Source organism: Paenibacillus sp. FSL R7-0297, from assembly GCF_038009025.1.
In the GTDB taxonomy this organism is placed as follows: domain Bacteria; phylum Bacillota; class Bacilli; order Paenibacillales; family Paenibacillaceae; genus Paenibacillus_AQ.
Genome location: NZ_JBBPAQ010000001.1, coordinates 7,412,266 through 7,433,948, shown reverse-complemented (window position 1 = coordinate 7,433,948; position 21,683 = coordinate 7,412,266). Strand labels below are relative to the sequence as shown.

Genomic DNA, 21,683 nt, shown 5'->3' with positions numbered 1-21,683 from the left:
CTCCCTGCGGTAATCAGGACCACATAGTGCAAAAAATGAGAGACCTTTCAGGAGTTCATTGAACTTCTGGGAGGTCTCTCATTATTTTTGATAAGCATGTATGCTTCAAGCTAATTCCTGATCTAAAAGAGGTTTTACTAAACGACGTACTTCGTCTGTTGACGTGGTATCCATTAATTGGTCTCTTAGTTCGCCTGCGCCTCTAAATCCACGAGCATAGATTTTGAAATAGCGAAGAAGGGGTCTAAATGAACGTGGCAGGGTTTCTGTTGAATATTTATCGTGAAGATCCAACTGTAAAAGAAGTAAATTGAGAAAATCCTTCGCGCTATGTTCTTTAGATTCTTTCTCAAAAGCAAAGGGATTGGTGAAAATACCGCGGCCAATCATGACACCATCAACGCCGTATTGTTCTACTAATTGTAATCCTGTTGCGCGGTCCGGAATATCTCCATTAATGGTTAACAACGTATGTGGAGCAATCTCATCGCGCAATTGTTTTATTTCAGGAATTAGTTCCCAGTGTGCAGCTACTTTACTCATCTCTTTTTTGGTACGAAGGTGAATGGAAAGATTCGCAATATCTTGTTTCAATATATGTCCTAACCAATCGCGCCACTCATCAATTTTAGAGTACCCCAATCTTGTTTTAACACTAACCGGCAATCCACCTGCTTTTGCAGCTTGAATAATTTCTGCTGCAACTTCAGGATGCTTTATTAATCCAGCCCCTTTTCCACTGGTTGCGGCATTTTGTGCTGGGCATCCCATGTTTATATCGATACCACGAAAACCAAGTTTTTGCATATCAATACTCATCTGCTCAAAAAGTGCAGGTTTATTGCCCCAAATATGAGCGACAATCGGTTGCTCATCATCTGTGAACATTAATCGTCCCCCTACATTTTCTTTTCCAACAGGGTGACAATAATTTTCTGTACTTGTGAATTCCGTGAAAAATACGTCAGGTGTTGCAGCTTCACTAATGACGTGACGAAATACAATATCTGTGACGTCTTCCATGGGTGCTAATATAAAAAACGGTTTTGGTAAATCAAGCCAAAAATTTGGTTCGTTACTCATATGATCTTCTCCTGTTGCAACATATAAATCGATAGAATCTATAGCAAAGTCTTTTACCCATCATACATAGTATCATTATTTTTCGTTTGATGCACAAAACAAAACGTCCTTTCGCATTCCTGTTGGAAAGTGAAAGGGCGTTGTTTGTGTCCACAATAATTGGGGTTTGGTGGTGCAGAGAGCGATGTACCCTTATCTTCTTGTATTATTGCGGGAATCCATGTCGTCATCCGCCAGATAATGATCTTCAAGTTCAATAAATTCGGCTGAACGGTGCGCGGCGATCATGCCGTGATAACTGATATCTAGGCCAATGTCTTCCTCTTCCTCACTGGACCGTACCTGAACCAGCTTACCAATCAGCTTCAGCCCGCACCAGGTGGTTGCGAACCCCCAGACTGCCAATGTGACAAGACCAAGGAGCTGCACCCCGAGCTGGTGCCAGCCTCCGCCATAGAGCAGTCCGCCATCGGTAGCGAACAAACCTACAGCCACAGTTCCCCAAGCGCCGGATACGGCATGTACCGGAAAGGCGCCGACGGGATCATCGATACGGCGGGCTTCCAGCCAGTTGGCAGCCGCCATCATAAGCAGACCGGAGACGGCGCCAATCAGGATGGCTGCACCGTCACTGACAAACGCACAGCCGGCGGTAATCCCGACCAGACCGGCGAGCGAACCGTTAATGACGGAAGGTGCATCTGAACGCTGGTAACGGAATAAGGTGTAGATCAGGGTGATCCCGCCGCCTGCCGCCGCCGACAGCATCGTGGTAATAGCGATATGCCCGATCCGGACATCGGTAGCACTTAAGGTGCTGCCTGCGTTGAAGCCGAACCAGCCGAACCAGAGCAGGAAGGCACCCACTGAAGCGAGCGGCAGGTTGCTCGGAAGAGCAACGGTGCTATTCCCGGCCTCATTGAACTTGCCCTTTCTGGGGCCGATCACCATAGCCGCCGCCAGTGCCGAGAATCCGCCCAGGGCATGAATAACAGCTGAACCAGCGAAGTCCTGCAGGCCTAACTGGCTAAGCCAGCCGCCGCCCCAGGCCCAGTGACCGCCTAGAGGATAGATCAGGCCGGTCATTAATATGATGTACAGCAGATAAGCGCGGAAATTGATTCGTTCAGCAACCGCACCTGATACGATGGAGATAACGGCAATGGTAAAAGCCGCCTGGAAAAGCCAGAAGGTATCCATCGAGATGGTGAAATGAAGATGGGAGAGATCACCGCCAAGCATAAATCCGCTGGTGCCTACTAAACCGCCGGCATCTTTGCCGTACATTAGCCCAAATCCAAAAATATAAAAAATCAGCGTTCCAATAGTAATATCTGCGAACACTTTCATAATAATGTTCACACTGTTTTTATATCGTACAAAACCGGCCTCCAGCAGAGCGAAACCGCCCTCCATCAGCAAAATCATAGCGGCGCTCAATACGACCCAAATCGTATCTACACCTCCGCCAAGCGATTCCAGTGTTACGTTCATTTCTATATTGCCTCCATGCCCCTAATGAATTTGATCTCTCTTATGATTTCAGGCGACAGCGGAATCTCTTCCGTAGCCGGACGAGAAGCGAGCAGCAGCAAGACCTGGTTCAATTCTTGGATGTCTCTTTTAATGCGGTCTATTTGTTTGAACCGCTCTTTGACATGAACAATATATTCTACGGCTGTGTGATGGCTCGCCGGATGCCCTGCAAACCATTTCCGGATGGGGGAGAGGGATTGGTACATTGCCTCTTCTGCCCGCCTTTTTTGTTCATATTTATTGATTTTACTCTTAATTCCCTCGATTTCTTCTTCTTTCCTGACCTTGAGGCGTTCAATGAGGTCCTTTATTTCCTCGCTAGTCAGATGATATACAACATTTTGGTATACTTCATCCACAATAATCATGTCAGATCTCCTTACATGAAAAGTCATAGACTGATTATAGGGACAATGCAAATACAAGTCAACAGGTTTTTCAATGGTTGAAACAAGAATTTGGTCATTATTCGTCGATTCCCCGAACAGGATTAATTTCATGATGGACGGGCCCCCTTATGATGAACTGCCCTTCTTCCGGCTAGTTTACACTTCTGTGGCTTCTTATCCGGAAGCAAACAGATCCTCCTCATTGAGACAGGCCACAGCCAAAAGGGTCAAAATACGATGATTAAAAGGTAATATACGGTGAGACACAGTGCAAGAAGAGCATCTATAATTATGATAACGCTTTAATTAATAATTAATCTATTTAATGTATTAATTATTGGAATTTTTTTGGCAGACAGGGCCTTGCCCTTAAGCATAGTAAGTTGATTAATTACAATTAGGGGGTATGTGTAGTGACAACGAAGAAACTCCTTGCCGTCTTAATGACAGGTTGCTTGATTGGGGCGGTATTGGCGGGTTGCAGCAAGGAGAATAGTCCGGATTCAACGAATACCGGCACGAACTCACCCGCAGAAAAAACAAAGTTGAAGGCTATCATTGTAAAGCATTCCCTGACCAAGGACGTTACTCAAATGAAGTGGCTCATGGATTTGGAGGAGAAGGCAAATGTAGATATTGAGTGGCAGCAAATCTCTGCAGACTGGGATCAGAAGAAAAGTGCGCTTTTTGCAAGCGGGGAAATACCGGATTTGTTGTTTAATGCTACCCAAAATTCAGATTTTGTCCAGTTTAACGGATTATTTGAGGATATGGGGCCACTGATTGAAAAGGAAGCCCCCAATATACAAAAGATGTTCAGCGAACATCCTGAATTGAAAGCGCTTGCCACGCAGATGGACGGGAAAATCTATGGTACCCCAAGATATAAGGGGATCTGGCCCGGCTCCACAGCCACCATGTTTATCAACAAGACCTGGCTTGACAATCTTGGCCTCAAGGTGCCAGCCACCTGGGATGAGCTTGAGCAGGTGCTGATTGCTTTCCGGGACGGGGACCCGAATCAGAATGGCGACAAGACGGATGAGGTACCGATGGACTTCAACCCGATCGGGTGGGATTTCACTCCGAAGCTGCTGCTGGGCAGCCTGGGTCTGCCTTTGTCCAACAGTGCCGGTGACGGGTATTTCACAGAAGACGCCCAAGTCAAGAATTTCTATGTGGATGAGCGCTTCAAGACCTTGATGCAATTCCTCCAGAAGCTGTACGGCCAGAACCTGATCAACAAGGAAGCCGTTACGCAGGACTACTCGAAATTCCAGTCACTGGCCCGGGGCAACGGGACTACAGCCAAAGTGGGCTTCACCTGGGGCTGGGAAACGGGTGACCGTTTCGGCAATGAACTGAAGGATCAGTACATTTCACTCTCGCAGCTCAAGGAGCATGCAGATTCCACCAATGAGCTGTACTGGAGCAATGACTACTACTTCCAGAACTATGGAGCCAATGCCGTTTCCATAAGCGCCAGCTCCAAAAAGAAGGATGCCGCCATGCGGTTCATCGACGCTTTCTATGATCCGACGGTCAGTATGCAAGTGTTGTTTGGCGGAATGAACGATACGGACAAGGGAATTAAGGATAACGGGGACGGGACGTATCAGGTTCTGCCGCCTGCAGATTCTTCGCTTGACCCGGGCTCTTGGAAATGGACGAACTCGTTCGCGGATAACGGCCCGATGTATATTGCCGATGAACTGAAGGACAAATTGAAGCTGGGCACGGATATGAAAAGTGTACTGAAAGAGAAAGACATTTATACAGAGCTGCTTAACAAGGCAGATCCGAAAACAAATATCTACCCGCAGACATTTATGAAATACAGTACGGAAGACACGAATACACTGGCCATGAATCAGGCGAACATCAATAATATCACCGATCAAAAATGGGCCAACTGGCTGACAACGAAGGCAAATATCGAGAGCGAGTGGGACGCCTACGTGACAAGTGTCAACAGCTCCGGTCTTGAACAGAATCTGCAGATCCGTCAAAAAGCTTACGAGGAATACCTCTCGACCTTGAAATAGAAAACCTCATGGAAGGGGAGCTTGTTATGAAGCAGGCACAACTAAACGGATCGCAGCACACCTTTCAAGGGAAGAGCTGGCTGCACAAGCTGGGAGGACAGTATCAGCTGTGGATTATGGTTCTTCCGGCGATTATTTACATTGCTATTTTCTGCTATGGTCCCATGTACGGAATTCAGCTTGCCTTTCGGGATTTTGATTTCAGCAAAGGGCTGACGGGTGGCGACTGGGTCGGATTTAAGTATTTTGAGCAGTATTTCAATAGTCCCATGTTCTGGCCTACGCTGAGGAATACTTTTGTCATCGCGTTTGTCTCTATCTTGTTTGGCTTCCCTATGCCTATTCTGCTGGCGCTGGTAGTGAATTCGATCCGAAGCAATAAGCGTAAGCGTGTGCTGCAGACTACCGTGTATATGCCCTACTTCATCTCCACCGTTGTCCTTGTAGCGTTGCTGCAGATCATGCTCTCCCCTACAACAGGGCTTATCGACGGTTTGCTCAAAACACTGCATTTGCTCCCGGCGGATACTAATCTCATAGGCGATCCAGGGTCGTTCGTGCCCGTCTATGTCATCTCTGCCATCTGGCAGACCTGCGGCTGGAACAGCATTATCTTCATTGCAGCACTGTCTTCGGTAGATTCACAGCAGTATGATGCCGCCCGGATTGATGGCGCGAACCGCTGGCAAACCGTCTGGCATGTGGAGATTCCGGCAATCCTGCCGACCATTATTATTTTGCTGATTATGAATATGGGGAACATTCTGAGCGTCGGCTTCGAGAAAACCTTTCTCATGCAGAACAGTCTCAACAAATCGGTATCTGAGGTTATCTCTACTTATGTATTTAACGTAGGGGTGAAGTCCAATCAGTTCAGCTTCGGATCGGCTGTGGGATTGTTTAATACAGTCATTAATTTCATGTTCCTGATATTGGCCAACTCGCTGGCCAAAAAATCTTCTAACATCAGTCTAATGTAAGGAGGGGATGGGATGTCACGCAGACAAGCCTCTCATTCGCAACATACGGTCTATTCGGGCGGCATGGCAGACAGATTGTATACACTGATTGTTGTGCTTGTGAGTATTGCCGCATTTTTGATGGTAGCGTATCCGTTGTATTTTATCATCATCGCTTCAGTCAGCAATTCGACAATGGTCAGCCAGGGGAAGGTTATTCTCTGGCCGAAGGATATTAATTTTTACGGCTATGAACAGATTTTTAAGGATACCCGCATATGGCAGGGGTATTTCAACACGATTGTCTACACGGTGCTTGGCACTATTCTGAATCTGCTGGTTACGCTGCCGGCTGCTTACGCGCTGGCTCACCGGAAGTTCAAGGCCCGCCGGGTGATTATGCCGCTCTTTGTGTTTACCATGTATTTTGGCGGCGGGATGATTCCCACGTATCTGCTTATCCGTGACCTGCATCTGCTGAACACCCCTTGGGTAATGATCATTAACGGGGCAATAAGTGTTTTCAATCTCATTATTACAAGAACTTTCTTTGAAAGCTCAATCCCGGAAGAGCTTTACGAGGCGGCTACACTGGACGGATGCTCACATTTTCGCTATTTTATCTCTGTTGTGATTCCACTGTCCAAAGCGGTGATTTCCGTGATCACACTCTATTATATGGTGGGACACTGGAACGACTTCTTTAACGCGCTGCTCTATATTAATACCGATAGTCTTCAGCCTCTGCAGATTATTTTGCGCAACATTCTGCTGTCTAATCAGGCCTTTGCAGGCGGAGCAGGGTCAGGCGCCGGGGCGGGAGCCGGCAGCTATGCCCAGCAGTTTGCGGATCAGATTAAATACGCTGTAATCATCGTTTCCACGGTTCCGGTGCTGATGATCTATCCGTTTATTCAAAAATATTTTGAAAAAGGTGTAATGATCGGCGCCGTGAAGGGCTAAGTCAGAAATGTGAAGGGCTGCTTTTTTCAAACCGGGAGGGAGGCTTATATGAAAAAAAGTCTTGAACTGCCGGCTTTCAAAGGTGTACCGGTATCACGGGATATGAAGGAAATACTGACGCATGGCAGCAGGGAGTTCCGCATGAGTGCGCATATGACAAAGGTGCATCCGATGAACAATCTTGTGCTGTATTCACATTGGCATGAGGAACTGGAACTGCTCGTTATGGTCAAAGGCTCTGCAAAGTTTCACGTCGGGCAGGAGAAGTTTGTTGTTCAGAGCGGGGAAATGGTCTTTATTCAGCCGAACCTGCTGCATTCCGCGATCCGGCTGCAGCAGGAGGAGATCGTTTTTTATGCGGTGCTGGTACACTTCAATTTTCTCTCCAGTCTGGAGAATGATCAAATTCAACAGCAGTATATTCTTCCCTTGTTCCTGAACAACAGTCGCTATCCCGTCTTGATCAAGCGCGAAATGGAGGCAGAACTTCGTCTTATTCCTCTATTGGAGGAAGTATGTGATATTTACCAGCAGGAGCCTCACGCCTTTGAGATGCTGGTTAAGGCCAAGCTGTTTGAGGTATTGTACCGTCTGGAGAAGTGTGCTGCCGAGTTCAGCAGACCAGCGTTGCCCGGACAGTCACGCGGGGGCAACAGCTCTCTCTTGGCCAAAAAAACGCTGGCCTATGTCCAGCAGAATTACAGCAAACGGATCACACTTACAGAAATGGCGCGGCAGGTCAATATGAGCCCGTCTTACTTCTGCCGCTTTATGAAGAAGCAATTTGATCTTACTCCCCTGGAGTTTCTGAATGAATACCGGATATCGGAAGCCGTTGGTCTGATGGAGACGACGGATAAGAAAATCATGGAGATTGCCGAAATGACAGGCTTCAGCAATGTCAACCGTTTCACGGAGACGTTCAAGAAAATGTATGGCTGCCGGCCGATGGATTACCGGAATTCAATTCGGAATTAGAGTGCAGTTGAAAGCTTGGAGGGAACTGGAGGGAATATGGATATTTTTCAGAGTTCAGACAATCGGCTGATTTGGCAGGGAAACGGGGAGACGTTATGCCTGGAGGCATGGGGCAAGGACAGTCTTCGCGTACGCAGTGCGATGATGGGAGATATTCTTGACACGGATTATGCGCTGCTGGCGCAGGATAATGAAGAAGTGGAGATTGTCATCAACGGGCATGAAGCCTCCATCCGTCATGGTAAGCTCAAGGCCATTCTGCGGTATCACAGCTGGTTCAAGAATTGCCGGATCAGCTTTTATAATCAAGAGGGAACACTGCTTCTGGAGGAATTAGACAACCATGGCAGTCTGAATCTTTCTGCCCGTAAGTTCAAGCCTATCATCGGAGGCGATTTCCGCTTGACTGCAAGCTTTGAATCGAACGCAGCCGAGAAGCTATACGGAATGGGGCAATACCAGCAGGATATTCTGAATATTAAGTACTGCAATCTTGAGCTTGCACACCGGAATTCGCAGGCCAGTGTTCCTTTTGTACTGTCGAGTCTGGGATACGGGTTGCTGTGGCATAATCCGGCTGTCGGCCGGGTCAGCTTCGGCAAGAATGTCACGGAATGGGTGGCGGAAAGCACGAAGCAGCTGGATTATTGGATTACTGCAGGAGATGCACCGGCTGACATTGAGGCTAATTATGCAAGCGTTACCGGATTTGTGCCGATGATGCCTGAATATGGGCTTGGGTTCTGGCAGTGCAAGTTGCGGTACTGGAACCAGGAACAGCTCCTGGAAGTGGCCCGTGAGTATAAACGCCGCAGCCTGCCGATTGATGTGATTGTATGCGACTTTTTCCATTGGCCCAAAATGGGGGATTTCCGCTTCGAGGAGGAATTCTTCCCTGATCCGAAGGCGATGGTCGAGGAGCTCAAGCAACTAGGCATTGAGTTAATGGTATCGGTGTGGCCGCAGATTGACCTGCAGAGTGAGAATTTCGAGGAGATGCGCCAGAAGAACCTTCTGGTCAAACCTGAAATGGGGGTTAATATCTGTATGCGTTTTGGCGGTGAGAGCGTATTCTATGATGCGACCAATCCCGAAGCGCGCCGTTATGTCTGGAAGAAGTGCAAAGAAAATTACTATGACAGCGGGATTCAACTCTTCTGGCTCGATGAGGCGGAGCCGGAATACGGGGTATATGATTTTGATAATTACCGCTACCGGATGGGACCCAATGTGCAGGTCGGCAACATATATCCCCAGCTGTTCTCCCGTACCTTCTACGACGGGATGATAGCTGAAGGACAGCGGAATGTGGTTAATCTTGTTCGCTGTGCGTGGGCAGGAAGCCAGCGCTACGGTGCACTGGTCTGGTCCGGCGACATCCATAGCTCGTGGACTGATTTTCGGCGGCAGCTGTGTGCGGGATTGAATATGGGGATCGCAGGCATTCCGTGGTGGACTACAGATATTGGCGGCTTTAGCGGCGGAGACCCTGGCAATGAGAGCTTCCGGGAGCTGCTGGTGCGCTGGTTCCAGTACGGAGCCTTCTGTCCCGTAATGCGTCTGCACGGTGACCGTCAGACAACAGAGAAGGTATACCGCCAAGACGGCTCGGAAGCCCTGTTCACCGGAAACGACAATGAGGTGTGGAGCTTCGGGGAGGAGGTCTATCCGGTTCTCGTGAAGTATATGAATCTTCGTGAAGCCATGCGCCCTTATACCCGCAGCCTGATGCAGGAGGCTCATGAGAAGGGATCACCTGTTATCCGGCCTATGTTCTACGACTTCCCTCAGGAGGAGACCTGCTGGGAGCTGGAGGACCAATATATGTTCGGACCGGATATGCTGGTGGCCCCCGTGCTGGAGGAGGGAGCTTCAAGGCGCAGTGTCTACCTGCCTGCCGGGGCCCGATGGACGGAGCTTCACAGCGGGAGCGTGTATGCAGGCGGGCAGACCCTTGAAGCCGCAGCCCCGCTTGAGATCATTCCGGTCTTTTTGAAGAATGGCGCCTGGGAAGAATTAGTGGGTATGATATAGGGAGGATAAGAAATCTGGGGCGGGCAGTGGCAGAAGTGCAAATATTCACCGTTATGACGAATGAACTTTAGTGTGATCTGAAAAAGCAGTCATTCCGCTTGGGGATGAACTGCTTTTTTTTATTTTATGTACCCAGCTTTTTTAACAATATACTGCTCTACCCAATCAGAATTGCATTTGAAAGAGTAGATTACTATGAGGGTGTTGTGGTTGGAGCGGTAGCAATGGCTTGTGGCGAAAAAGTGGACAGGGGGTAAAGGGCGCATTCATTTCTGATGACAGAATTCAGATTTCATTATAGGAACGGGGGGACTATCCATGGATTTCAGTGCATTGACTGGCCTTTTTGTGAATAACAATGGTTCGGTCGTGCTAAATGTCCTGTTATCTACTGCATTAATCTGGAGTATTAAGCAAATTGCGAACAAAGAGAAAGTGATTCAGAATTACCAGAAACGTGATGAAGAGAACGAAAAGCAGTTGAATGAATATAACCGTACGCTCGTGAAGCTGCTAATCGAGAGAGGCCATGCGGAGAAAAAACCTAAAGATGAGGAGGTCGTCAACAAGTGAAGCTCCTCGATATATTCAGAAAACACGAGGTAAAGCCCTGCCGTGTGGAGCATGAGATAGATACCTTGGGCAAAATTCAGGAAGCGTACGAATCCAATGATCTGGAGAGACTCATTGATCTGCACCGTACCGGCTTAGGTAGAAGGGGAGATGATCTGCATGGAAATTGTTGACTTGACACTAATCACACTGGAAACGATAGCCTTTATGGCTTTTACTGCTTATGTTATCCGTTACCGCAGGTATTTTATGGGACGAGGCGCCTTGCGGACGTATAATTTGTATCTCCGGAGTGTATGGGTTACCTACGGGGCTGTAGCACTGCTATGTCTCAATTTGTTGTGGGGACGGCTGAACATCATTCTCGGATATAATACAGACGGCAGCCTATCGGACATCATGAGGGAATATGTCCTGATTCTGACCCTTGTAATGCTCGTATTCTCAGGCTGGATGCATAAGGAGCTATGGGATTCCAACCGGCGTGAAGAAAGGACCCGGGCCCGTTCAAGCCAATCAAGCAGACTCAAATAGGCCTGAATTGGCCCAGAGAGGTGCTGATTCACCTCAAAGCTATTCTGGTGCAGGACGAGCTGGCCAACGGACGGGATCTCCCGGGGAAGTATACAGCATTCACAGCGTATTCTGCTCTCGTGAACAAGGAAATTCATATATAATAGGGGAAAAGAGTACAAGGAGGCGGTCTGTTTGACTACTAAAAATACACTCCAGGTGGCCACCTTCGCCGGCGGCTGCTTCTGGTGTATGGTCAAGCCGTTCGACGAGCTGCCGGGTATAGTCTCGGTGGTATCCGGTTACACGGGAGGACATACGGAGAACCCTACCTATGAGGCATTAGGAAGAGAGGCTACAGGGCATAGGGAGGTGGTGCAGATCACCTTTGACCCGGAACGTTTCCCTTATGAACGACTGCTGGACATTTATTGGCAGCTGATTGATCCGACAGACGGCGGCGGGCAATTTATGGACCGGGGGCGTGCGTACGAGGCGGCGATTTTTGTACACAGCGAAGAGCAGCGGCAGAAGGCGGAGCTGTCGAAGGCGGCGCTTCAGGCCAGCAAACGGTTCAAAGCACCGATTGTGACGGAAATTCTGCCGGCAGCAGCCTTCTATCCGGCGGAAGCGGAGCATCAGCATTATTATAGAACTCATCCGCTCGACTATAAGCTGTACCAGAAGGGTTCAGGCCGTGATGATTTCACGGAGCTGCACTGGAACAGCCGGGAAGATAAGAAGCAGCTGCTGAATCAGCTGACAGAGCTGCAATATGAAGTATCGCAGAGGAAGGCCATGGAGCCGCCGTATCAGAACGAGTATTGGAACCACTTCGGGGAAGGGATCTACGCCGATATTATCAGCGGTGATCCGCTATTCAGCTCCACTGACAAATTCGATGCTGGCACCGGCTGGCCCGGATTCACCAGGCCGGTGGAAGAGGGGCTGATCCGCCGAGAAGCAGACTACGGCAGCGGCGAAGTGCGGACGGTCCTGCGCAGCAGGCTGAGCGGGGCTTATCTGGGGGATTTATCCTACGATGGCCCGGAGCCGGCGAAGCTGCATTACCGGGTGAATTCCGCCGCACTGCGTTTTATTCCGAAGAATGAGCTTGCGGAGAAAGGGCTTGGGCGGTATTTAGAGCTATTTGAGCGGGAGAGCCAAGGATAACCCCGGATTGAAGGCTGGCTTCAGGACTGTATATCATATGTATTAGGGCAGGCTCCCGGATGTGGGGGACTGCCCTAACTTGTTTTTAACGAGGATTATTCATGATTAGCGAGTGTAAGGCATATTATATAACGTGATGAGCCGGAGGACTCTTTTATTCGCGGAATCAATGTTGTATTAAGTCGCATTCCCGATTGTGAAGAAGCAGCCTGAAACAGAATAAGCCGTAATTTAGTGATTAGTGATATAGAAGCCGGTACCTCTATTAGGGTATGGGCTTTTTCTATTACCCGGGAAGCAGGTGAGGCGTATGCTCCAAATAGACAATCAAACCGTCATGATCCACGGCAATACATTAACTATTGAGGAAGTTATTAAGGTGGCCCGGTATCATCGGATGGTGGACCTGGGCGTGGAGAGCTGCCGCAAGGTGGACCGTAGCCGCAAATATGTAGAGAAGCTCCTGTTGGAGAAAAAAGTAGTGTACGGCCTCACGACCGGCTTCGGCAAATTCAGTGATACGTGCATCTCGCCGGAGGACACGAAGCAGCTGCAGCTTAATCTGATCCGCAGCCACTGCTGCGGAATTGGCGAGCCGTTCCCGGAGGAGATCGTGCGCGCAATCTTGCTGCTGCGGATAAACGCCTTATCCCTTGGTTATTCCGGCATCCGTCTGGAGGTGATCCGGCTGATGGTGGAGATGCTTAACCGGGGCGTCATTCCGGTGATTCCTGAAAAAGGCTCCCTGGGCGCAAGCGGTGACCTTGCCCCTTTGTCGCATATGGTACTGGTTCTGATCGGCGAAGGCGAAGCTTATTATCAGAGTATACGGATGCCCGGTGCTCAGGCGCTGGCCAAAGCGGGGCTTGCGCCAATTGTTCTTGCAGCCAAGGAAGGGCTGGCCCTGATCAACGGAACACAGGTGATGACCGCTGTCGGCACGCTGGCCTGCTGGGATGCGCTGAATCTGGCCAACTGGGCGGACTGCACAGCTGCACTCAGCTGTGAGGCGCTGCGGGCGGTCCGTGATGCGTTCGACCCGGCGACACATGCAGTTCGTCCGCATAAGGGCCAGCGGCAGGTAGCCGACAACATCCGCAATCTGACGGACGGCAGCAAGCTGATGACCGGCCAGGGAGAAGTGCGGGTGCAGGACGCCTATTCGCTGCGCTGCGCGCCGCAGGTTCACGGCGCAAGCCGTGATGCGCTGGCTTACATCGCAGAGAAGCTGGAGATTGAGATCAACTCGGCCACAGACAATCCGCTGATCTTCGCGGATGAAGACAAGGTGATCTCAGGCGGGAATTTCCACGGGCAGCCGGTTGCGCTGCCGATGGATCATCTGTCCATCAGCGCGGCGGAGCTGGCGGATATTGCCGAGCGGCGGATCGAGCGGCTGGTCAATCCGCAGCTGAACGAGGGACTGCCCCCGTTCCTGACGAAGAACGGAGGGCTGCAGTCCGGGTTCATGATCGCCCAGTATGCGGCGGCGTCTGTGGTGTCCGAGAATAAATCACTGGCTCATCCGGCCAGTGTGGATTCGATCCCCTCCTCCGGCAATCAGGAGGATCATGTAAGCATGGGCACGATCGGCGCCCGGAAGGCGAAGCAGATCGTCGATAATGCCTATGCGGTGCTGGCGATCGAGCTGCTCTGCGGGGCGCAGGCCATTGACTTCCGGGGGCCGGAGCTGCTCGGGGCGGGCACGAAATGGCTGTATGACCGCTGCCGCGAGCAGGTCCCGTTCGTGGATGGTGACCGGGTGCTGTCCGGTGATTTCGCCACCATCGCCGAGTGGATGAAGGAAGCGGATGTACTGGAGGAGCTGTTCGCACTGGTTCCGTTTCATTCCTGATAAAGGGCAACCGATTACGGCCGATTTTGATGAAGGGAATGTTGTATTTTGCATAAGATTTTTAATCAAACCAGCACGTATGAAAGTTTCCCGCTGGAAGGGGAGTTAACTCCAGCATAAGTAGTCACCGGGTTTCCGGCATGATCAGCGTGTTCAATGGAGGGGGAGTTAAGAATATGAATATGGATGAACCAAGAGTCTGCCGCGCGCCAAGAGGCAACGGGCTGAACACCAAGGGCTGGGTGCAGGAAGCGGCGCTGCGCATGCTGATGAACAATCTCGATCCCGAGGTGGCGGAGCACCCGGAGCAATTGGTTGTCTATGGCGGAATCGGCAAGGCCGCGCGCAACTGGGAGAGCTATGGTGCTATTGTGCGCTCCCTTAAGATGCTCGAAGACAACGAAACCCTGCTGATTCAGTCCGGCAAGCCGGTTGCCGTCTTCCGCACCCATCGTGATGCCCCGCGCGTGCTGCTGGCGAATTCCAATCTGGTCCCAGCCTGGGCCAACTGGAGTACCTTCCATGAGCTGGATCAGAAGGGGCTGATGATGTACGGGCAGATGACGGCAGGCAGCTGGATTTATATCGGCACACAGGGAATTGTGCAGGGCACGTACGAGACCTTCGCGGAATGCGCCAGACAGCATTTCGGCGGTTCGCTGCAGGGGACGATCACACTTAGCGCGGGACTCGGCGGCATGGGAGGCGCGCAGCCGCTGGCTGTCACCATGAACGGCGGGGTATTCATCGGCATCGATGTGGACCGGACACGGATTGAGAAAAGAATCCAGTCCCGCTACTGCGATGTACTGGCCGAAACGCTGGATGAGGCGTTGGCTCAGGCTGAAGCGGCCCGAAGCGCCGGGCGGGCGCTCTCGGTTGGCCTGCTCGGCAATGCAGCGGAGCTGCTGCCGGTGATGATTACCCGGGGCTTCGTCCCGGATATTCTGACCGACCAGACCTCGGCCCATGATCCGCTGAACGGCTATGTGCCGGAAGGCTTCACGGTGGATACGGCTAAGCTGCTAAGAGTTCAGGACCCGCAGGAATACGTCAAATTGGCCAAACAGAGTATCGCCCGCCACGTCGAAGCGATGCTGGAGCTTAAGCGGAGGGGAGCGGTTACCTTCGACTACGGTAATAATATCCGCCAGGTGGCCTATGATGAAGGCGTGAAGCAGGCTTTTGACTTCCCGGGCTTCGTCCCGGCCTACATCCGCCCGCAATTCTGTGAAGGTAAAGGACCGTTCCGCTGGGTCGCCCTGTCGGGCGATCCTGAAGATATCTATAAGACGGATGCGGCTATTCTGAAGGCATTCCCGGATAACGAAGGGCTGCAGCGCTGGATTACTCTGGCGCAGGAGAAGATCTCGTTCCAGGGGCTGCCTGCACGGATTTGCTGGCTCGGCTACGGTGAACGGGCGAAGTTCGGGCGGATTATCAATGATATGGTGGCAGCCGGAGAGCTGTCTGCGCCGATTGTTATCGGCAGGGATCATCTCGACGCAGGCTCTGTCGCTTCCCCCAACCGGGAGACGGAAGCGATGCGTGACGGCAGTGATGCGGTGTCGGATTGGCCGCTGCTGAATGCACTGGTCAATACCGCTGCCGGCGCCAGCTGGGTATCACTGCACCACGGCGGAGGCGTCGGCATGGGCTATTCGCAGCATGCCGGAATGGTTGTGGTGGCGGATGGAACGAAGGAAGCGGAAGCACGGCTTGAACGGGTGCTGACCTCAGATCCGGGGATGGGCGTAGTCCGCCATGCGGATGCGGGTTATCCTCTGGCTGTGGAGACAGCCAAGGCGCAAGGCATTGTGATACCCATGCTGATTGACGCGAAAGGAGTCAAGTGATGATCTATATTCAGAACGCTGCCCAGATCGCGACGCTTGGCGGTGCCAGCAATAAGCCGAAGACAGGCAAGGAGATGGAGGAGCTTGGGCTAATCGAGTACGGGGGAATCGTGATCGAGGACGGTATCTTCACCTTCGTCGGCAGTGATGAGGATGCGCGCGGCTATGTGAAGCAGCATGCCGGGAATAAGCAGGTGACGGTGTTCTCAGCGGAAGGGAAGACCGTCACGCCGGGGCTGGTCGATCCCCATACCCATGCCGTTTTTGCCGGCTCCCGGGAGTTTGAGCTGAATCTGCGGCTGCAGGGCGCTAAATATATGGACATTCTAAATGCCGGAGGTGGAATCCTGTATTCCACCGAACGGACCCGGGAAGCTACGGAGGAGCAGCTGATCGCCGAAACCGTGAAGCGGCTGGACCGTTTCCTGGCGCATGGAGTAACCACCATCGAAGCCAAGAGCGGATACGGCTTGCGGCTGGAGGATGAGCTGAAGCAGCTGCGCGCGGCCCGCAGACTGGATGCTTCCCATCCGGTAGAGGTGGTGTCCACATTCATGGGAGCCCATGCCGTGCCGGTGGAATATCGCGGCGATGCAGATGGATATGTCCGCAGTGTAATTGAAGAGATGATTCCGGCTGTGGCCCGGGAGGGGCTGGCGGAGTTCTGTGATGTGTTCTGCGAAGAGGGAGTATTCACGGTGGAGCAGTCAAGGGACATTCTGGAGGCAGGCCGGAGCTGGGGGCTGAAGCCCAAGCTTCATGCCGATGAGATTGTCTCCTGCGGAGGAGCGGAGCTGGCCGCCGAGCTGGGGGCAGTGACAGCGGATCATCTGCTGCATGCTTCCGAAGCTGGCATACAGGCAATGGCGGAGAACGGGGTAATCGCCGTATTGCTTCCCGGCACAGCCTTCTTCCTGATGGCGAAGCCGGCCGATGCCCGGGCCATGATCAATGCCGGTGTGCCTGTCGCGCTGTCGACCGACCGCAATCCAGGCTCCTCCCCGACGGAATCGCTGCCGTTTATTATGAATCTGGCCTGCCTGACGATGGGCATGACTCCGGCGGAGGTGCTGACGGCCTGTACAATCAATGCGGCACATGCCCTTGGCCGGGCTGATAGGATCGGCAGTATTGAGGTTGGCAAACAGGCGGATCTGGTGATGTTCGATGCACCGAACGTTCTCTACCTTCAGTACCATTATGCGGTAAATCTGGTGGATACCGTGTTCAAGAAGGGTGAGGCAGTCATTCAGAACGGACGGAGGGTATGGTGATGAGATCCTTGCGGATTAATGCGGACCGTCTGCAGAATAACATCCGGGAGCTGGGCATGTTTGGCCTGAATGAGGAGACCAGAGGGTTGGACCGGACGACCTTCACTGAGGCTGAACTGGCCGCACGGCAGTGGCTCAAGAGTAAGCTGCTGGCTCTGCAGCTGAAGGTCAGGGTAGATGAAGCGGCGAATATCTGGGCCACCCGTAGGGGAGCGGGACAGGGGAATGCATCCGGAGTCTCGGATGCTATGGAATATCCAGAGGTTTCCGGAGATTCAGAGGTTTCAGGAAATATGGCTGGAGTGGAGGGTTCAGATCCTTCAAGAGATTCCGCAGCTGCCGGTGGCTTCGGCGTTTCCGGCAGAGCACATCGCAGCCTTCCCGTCATCGCATTCGGCTCACATATCGATACGGTCCCGAACGGCGGTAAATATGACGGTGCGCTAGGGGTTCTGCTGGCGCTGGAAGTAATGACAGTACTGGTAGAGAATAAGACCAGTACCCGCCATCCGCTGGAGCTGGTCTCCTTCAGCGCCGAGGAGCCGAATCCGTTCGGACTTTCTACGTTCGGCAGCCGTGCGGTCGCGGGAAAGCTCAGCCGGAGTGATCTTACCGGAGTGCGTAATGAACGTGGGGAGCTGCTGACGGAGGCCCTGCTGCTGGCCGGCGGTGATCCTGAGCATTTCGGGAACTGCCGGAGAGCCCCGGCGGAGCTTGCTGCTTATCTTGAAGTCCATATTGAGCAAGGCAAACGGCTGCTGGACCGTGACATTCCAGTAGGGATCGTGACTGCCATCACGGGGATATATCGCGAAGAAATTACCGTTACGGGAGAAGCCAATCACGCCGGGACAACCCTGATGGCTGACCGGAAGGATGCGCTGATGGGCGCCTCAGAGATGATGCTGGCGTTCGAAGCGGTCTGCCGGAAGCATCCGGCGGATGAAGCCGTAGGCACGATTGGCCGGATCTGCAATGAACCGAATGCCGCCAATATTATTCCGGAGAAGGTAGTCTTTCACCTGGAGGCCAGAGGGGAGACGCGTCAGCGTATTCAGGAACTGATAGAGGCCTGGGGCGAGCAGGCTCAGGCTATTGCCGGGAGAAGAGGTCTACTTCTGGAGCGGCGGCTGATTCTGGATCAGGCACCGCAGCCAATGGATGCGCTGATCATGGATGTGAGTGCTGTACAGGCGGAGGCCCTGGGGATTTCTGCCCTTCACCTGGGCAGTATGGCGGGGCATGATGCGACCCATATGGCTTCGCTGACCCGCGCAGGAATGCTCTTCGTTCCGAGCCTGGGCGGTAAAAGCCACTGCCCGGAAGAAGAGAGCCGGATAGCGGATATTGAGAAGGCGGGCAATGTACTGCTGCAGTCTATTCTGGCACTCGATGAGCAACTAAGCCGTTAGGAGGATCAAACCATGCGCGAAATATATTCAGCAGATGTTCTGTACACGCAGGACGAATTCAAGAAGAATGGCGCGCTGTTGGTAGAGAACGGGATAATTGCGGATGTGGGAGAGCGTGAGGAGCTGCTGCGCCGCTATCCCGACGCCAGGCACATCCCCTGGGAGGGCAGAGCTATCGTTCCCGGCACCGTTAATTCACATAATCACTCCTTCCAGAGCCTGCTGCGCGGGATTGCAATTGATAAGCCGTTTCTGGAATGGCGGGATCGGGCCCTGTACAAGTACACGCCGCTTCTCGATGAAGAAGCCATCTATACCGGTGCGCTGCTTGCTTTCGGGGAGATGCTGCGCTACGGAATCACGACAGTCTGCGATTTCTTCTATGTGCATAACGGCGGAACTGCCTATGATGAAGCCGTAATCCGGGCTGCGGGTGATCTGGGTATCCGGCTTGTATTTGCCCGTACCATGTATGACTGGACCGGGGCGCCGCTGGCTTACCGGGAGACGGTTCCGGAGGCTGTGGAGCGTACCCGGTTATTAGCCAAGAAGTATCAGGGCAATCCCATGGTTACGGTGCATCCGGCTCCGCATAGTCCGCATGCGGCTTCACCGGAGATGATTAAGGCCGGGCATAAGCTGGCCATGGAGCTGGATACACCTTTTCACATTCATGTGGCGGAAGAAATATTCGAGGTTGAAGAGATCCAGCGTGACTATGGCCTGCGGCCTGTGCATTATCTGGATTCCCTGGGCGTGCTCGACGAGCGGATGATTGCAATTCATCTGGTCTGGCTGGAAGAATCCGAGATTGAGCTAATCGGTGCTAGACACGGGTCACTGGCGTATTGCCCGTCCAGCAACATGTTCCTGTCTGACGGTGTGACCCGTATTCCCGACCTGCTGAAGGCAGGCGTCAGAGTAACACTCGGGACCGACGGAGGCTGCAGCAACAACCGGATCAGTGTGTATGAGGAGATGCGCATGTGCGCGCTGCTGCAGAAGGTCAGCAGGCTGGACGGCACCTGCATCACCGCCGGGGAGGTGTACCGGATGGGTACCCGGAGCGCCGGGGATATTCTCCGCCTGCCGGTCGGATCGCTCGATATCGGGCAGCATGCTGACTTTGCAGCGCTTGACATTCACGATCTGTCGCTGGCTCCGAAGCAGGAATTATTCGCCAACATGGTCTATGCGATGCAGCCGGGAGCGATCCGGACAGTAGTCGTGGGCGGGAAGGTGGTTTTTGAGCAAGGAAAGATTCAGACCGTGTCCGATTCGTCTATCGGCCGGCGGGTAGACCAATGGTTTGAGAAATGCGCGAAGCTGGAGTAGTTCTAGATAGATCTTCATTGGAGGATGATTGTATTTAGTACAGTAGAACTCAACTTATTTGGGGTTAAAACTCTTTCTATTGTATTTCATACATTTGATTTCTGGAGTTTGGCTCCATAACCCCTTTACTGCTGGATTCTGCTGTACAGAGTACAACAGATGCAGTTTTTACGTAGATATGGAGCTGATCTATTGTGCAAAATGCAATTGAACTCTCGTTTGGGCGCTTTGAACGCTTAACGTAACTCCTATGGAGTTGTAGAGCAGCTCTAACGTAAATTCCACCAGTGCGATCTGTATAAAAAGTAAATAATGGAAGCCTGGTTATAATTAAAGCTGCCGAAAGCATAAGCTTGTCTATAGGTCCTGTCCACAAAAGGGGTTGAAGACTTGGCGAGTGCACTTCTAGGCAGCTTTTTATCTGCAATGGCTACGGTGCTTGGCGTGATTCCCATCCTGTTCGTGAAGCGGCTGTCAGAGCTGTGGAAGGATGTTCTGGTTGCCTTCACCGCCGGAATTATGGTGTCAGCGACCACCTTCGGGCTGATGCCGCAGGCGATCAAAGAGTCGGGAATCATCGCCCTTACGCTTGGCTTGATTACCGGGGTGCTTCTGCTTGATCTGATCGAGAGTCATATTCCGCATATTGATGTGGAGAACAAGCCCGGCCTCAGCAATCTGGATTCCAAAGCGCTGCTCGTGATGATCGCGCTGTTCATTCATAATATTCCCGAGGGGCTCAGTACGGGCTTCAGCTATGCCAGTGAGCAGGCGAGCCTGGGGCCCATGGTAGCTATTGCGATCGGTGCCCAGAATATGCCGGAAGGCCTGATCCTGGCAGTGTTTCTGATGAATGCCCGCGCGACCCGGCGGAAAGCGCTGACCATTGCTGCCCTGACCGGCCTGATGGAGATGGTATCGGCGGTCATCGGGTATTTTACAGCCAGCTATGTGCAGAATGTAGTCGGTTACGGGCTGGCCTTCGCGGCCGGAGCGATGCTCTTCATTGTCTATAAGGAGCTGATCCCGGAGAGCCACGGCCACGGGTATGAGCGGCCTTCAACTTATTCGTTTATATTCGGCCTGCTGGCGATGGTGTATATTACAACGTTTTTTGGCGGATGAAGGATTTGATTCTCAATAATCAGACCGCCTATGGTGCCATGGACACCAGGCGGTTTTTCGTATTGGAATGGAAACTTCGCACCATTTGCGTCTGCTTCCCAAAGCAGCTATACTGGCTGTTATCCCAGCGATTCATAGAGCGCTAGCTTGAAGATGGAAGGTGTGATTGGATGGACAGACTAACCTGGGAAGCTTTGCTGACATTTGTACTTCTGGTTGCTGGTTTCATAAGCTTGTATGCTGGAATTCACAAACGGACGAATTTTGCCCGTTACAGTATGACGGTTCTGCTGGCAGCCAGCGGGGCGCCGCTCGCGGTAATGCTGGTGCTGGAGAGCCGGAGAGACGCGCTCGATGCGAATATTGGACTGGGTATGGCTTTTTTGCTGACATGGCTCATTACTGCCCTGGTATTTGCCGCTTCGGTGATTATATGGATCGTTAAGAAGAGAAAGCAGGGTTAACCGGATTTATTGCTGTAATTCAAACTTGTTCCCCGGATGTATGAAAAAAGAAGCTGTCCAATGACTGCAGATTTCCTGCAGCTTCAAAGGCAGCTTCTTTGGCTTTGTAAACATTC

At 52.0% G+C, this 21,683-nt stretch carries 19 protein-coding genes; 16 read left to right on the top strand and 3 right to left on the bottom strand.

Annotated features, from left to right (window positions below; translation table 11 throughout):
* Window positions 1-105 precede the first annotated feature (105 nt).
* The 3 genes from MKZ24_RS32260 to MKZ24_RS32250 all read right to left on the bottom strand — a co-directional run bounded on the left by MKZ24_RS32260 (window position 106) and on the right by MKZ24_RS32250 (window position 3,119).
* Window positions 106-1,083: a tRNA dihydrouridine synthase gene (locus tag MKZ24_RS32260; protein ID WP_042232984.1), complete on the bottom strand. Its 978-nt coding sequence runs from the start codon at window positions 1,081-1,083 to the stop codon at window positions 106-108.
* A 192-nt stretch (window positions 1,084-1,275) separates the two neighbouring features.
* Entirely contained in the window at window positions 1,276-2,577 is a 1,302-nt protein-coding gene (locus tag MKZ24_RS32255) for an ammonium transporter (protein ID WP_340789910.1), read from the bottom strand.
* Between the two features lie 2 nt (window positions 2,578-2,579).
* Window positions 2,580-3,119 (bottom strand): hypothetical protein, encoded by a 540-nt coding sequence (locus MKZ24_RS32250; RefSeq protein ID WP_340789907.1) that lies wholly within the window; start codon window positions 3,117-3,119, stop codon window positions 2,580-2,582.
* Window positions 3,120-3,421: 302 nt separating this feature from the next.
* Here MKZ24_RS32250 and MKZ24_RS32245 point away from each other — a divergent pair, with 302 nt between their 5' ends.
* The 16 genes from MKZ24_RS32245 to MKZ24_RS32170 all read left to right on the top strand — a co-directional run bounded on the left by MKZ24_RS32245 (window position 3,422) and on the right by MKZ24_RS32170 (window position 21,567).
* Complete coding sequence (locus tag MKZ24_RS32245) at window positions 3,422-5,053, top strand: ABC transporter substrate-binding protein (RefSeq protein ID WP_340789905.1); 1,632 nt, start codon at window positions 3,422-3,424, stop codon at window positions 5,051-5,053.
* A gap of 26 nt (window positions 5,054-5,079) precedes the next feature.
* Entirely contained in the window at window positions 5,080-6,033 is a 954-nt protein-coding gene (locus MKZ24_RS32240) for an ABC transporter permease (protein ID WP_340789904.1), read from the top strand.
* A 63-nt stretch (window positions 6,034-6,096) separates the two neighbouring features.
* Window positions 6,097-6,975, top strand: coding sequence for a carbohydrate ABC transporter permease (locus tag MKZ24_RS32235; protein ID WP_042241626.1), 879 nt, complete (start codon window positions 6,097-6,099; stop codon window positions 6,973-6,975).
* A 48-nt stretch (window positions 6,976-7,023) separates the two neighbouring features.
* Window positions 7,024-7,953 (top strand): AraC family transcriptional regulator, encoded by a 930-nt coding sequence (locus tag MKZ24_RS32230; protein ID WP_340789902.1) that lies wholly within the window; start codon window positions 7,024-7,026, stop codon window positions 7,951-7,953.
* A 36-nt stretch (window positions 7,954-7,989) separates the two neighbouring features.
* A complete protein-coding gene (locus MKZ24_RS32225; RefSeq protein WP_042232988.1) occupies window positions 7,990-9,987 on the top strand; it encodes a glycoside hydrolase family 31 protein in 1,998 nt (665 codons plus the stop codon).
* 318 nt (window positions 9,988-10,305) lie between these two features.
* Window positions 10,306-10,560 carry a hypothetical protein gene (locus tag MKZ24_RS32220; protein ID WP_042232989.1) on the top strand — a complete coding sequence of 85 codons (255 nt, stop codon included), beginning with the start codon at window positions 10,306-10,308 and terminating at the stop codon, window positions 10,558-10,560.
* Window positions 10,557-10,733, top strand: a complete 177-nt coding sequence (locus MKZ24_RS32215) for a hypothetical protein (RefSeq protein WP_340789897.1) — start codon at window positions 10,557-10,559, stop codon at window positions 10,731-10,733. Before MKZ24_RS32220 ends, MKZ24_RS32215 begins: the two co-directional genes overlap by 4 nt.
* Window positions 10,720-11,094, top strand: coding sequence for a hypothetical protein (locus tag MKZ24_RS32210; RefSeq protein WP_340789895.1), 375 nt, complete (start codon window positions 10,720-10,722; stop codon window positions 11,092-11,094). The genes MKZ24_RS32215 and MKZ24_RS32210 overlap by 14 nt, the downstream gene beginning before the upstream one ends.
* Window positions 11,095-11,268: 174 nt before the next feature.
* Window positions 11,269-12,246 (top strand): peptide-methionine (S)-S-oxide reductase MsrA, encoded by a 978-nt coding sequence (msrA, locus tag MKZ24_RS32205; RefSeq protein WP_042232993.1) that lies wholly within the window; start codon window positions 11,269-11,271, stop codon window positions 12,244-12,246.
* 310 nt (window positions 12,247-12,556) lie between these two features.
* Window positions 12,557-14,101, top strand: a complete 1,545-nt coding sequence (hutH, locus tag MKZ24_RS32200; protein WP_042232995.1) for a histidine ammonia-lyase — start codon at window positions 12,557-12,559, stop codon at window positions 14,099-14,101.
* A gap of 176 nt (window positions 14,102-14,277) precedes the next feature.
* On the top strand, window positions 14,278-15,957 hold the full coding sequence (gene hutU, locus MKZ24_RS32195; protein ID WP_340789893.1) for a urocanate hydratase: 1,680 nt from the start codon (window positions 14,278-14,280) through the stop codon (window positions 15,955-15,957).
* The gene (gene hutI, locus MKZ24_RS32190; RefSeq protein WP_042232997.1) at window positions 15,957-17,231 is read left to right on the top strand and encodes an imidazolonepropionase; all 1,275 of its coding nucleotides are present in this window, start codon (window positions 15,957-15,959) and stop codon (window positions 17,229-17,231) included. The genes hutU and hutI overlap by 1 nt, the downstream gene beginning before the upstream one ends.
* Complete coding sequence (locus MKZ24_RS32185; RefSeq protein WP_042232999.1) at window positions 17,231-18,643, top strand: Zn-dependent hydrolase; 1,413 nt, start codon at window positions 17,231-17,233, stop codon at window positions 18,641-18,643. The genes hutI and MKZ24_RS32185 overlap by 1 nt, the downstream gene beginning before the upstream one ends.
* 12 nt (window positions 18,644-18,655) lie before the next feature.
* A complete protein-coding gene (locus MKZ24_RS32180; RefSeq protein WP_340789892.1) occupies window positions 18,656-19,978 on the top strand; it encodes an amidohydrolase family protein in 1,323 nt (440 codons plus the stop codon).
* 390 nt (window positions 19,979-20,368) lie between these two features.
* The gene (locus tag MKZ24_RS32175) at window positions 20,369-21,103 is read left to right on the top strand and encodes a ZIP family metal transporter (RefSeq protein ID WP_081956385.1); all 735 of its coding nucleotides are present in this window, start codon (window positions 20,369-20,371) and stop codon (window positions 21,101-21,103) included.
* 170 nt (window positions 21,104-21,273) lie between these two features.
* A complete protein-coding gene (locus tag MKZ24_RS32170; RefSeq protein WP_340789891.1) occupies window positions 21,274-21,567 on the top strand; it encodes a hypothetical protein in 294 nt (97 codons plus the stop codon).
* The last annotated feature ends 116 nt before the right edge of the window (window positions 21,568-21,683 follow it).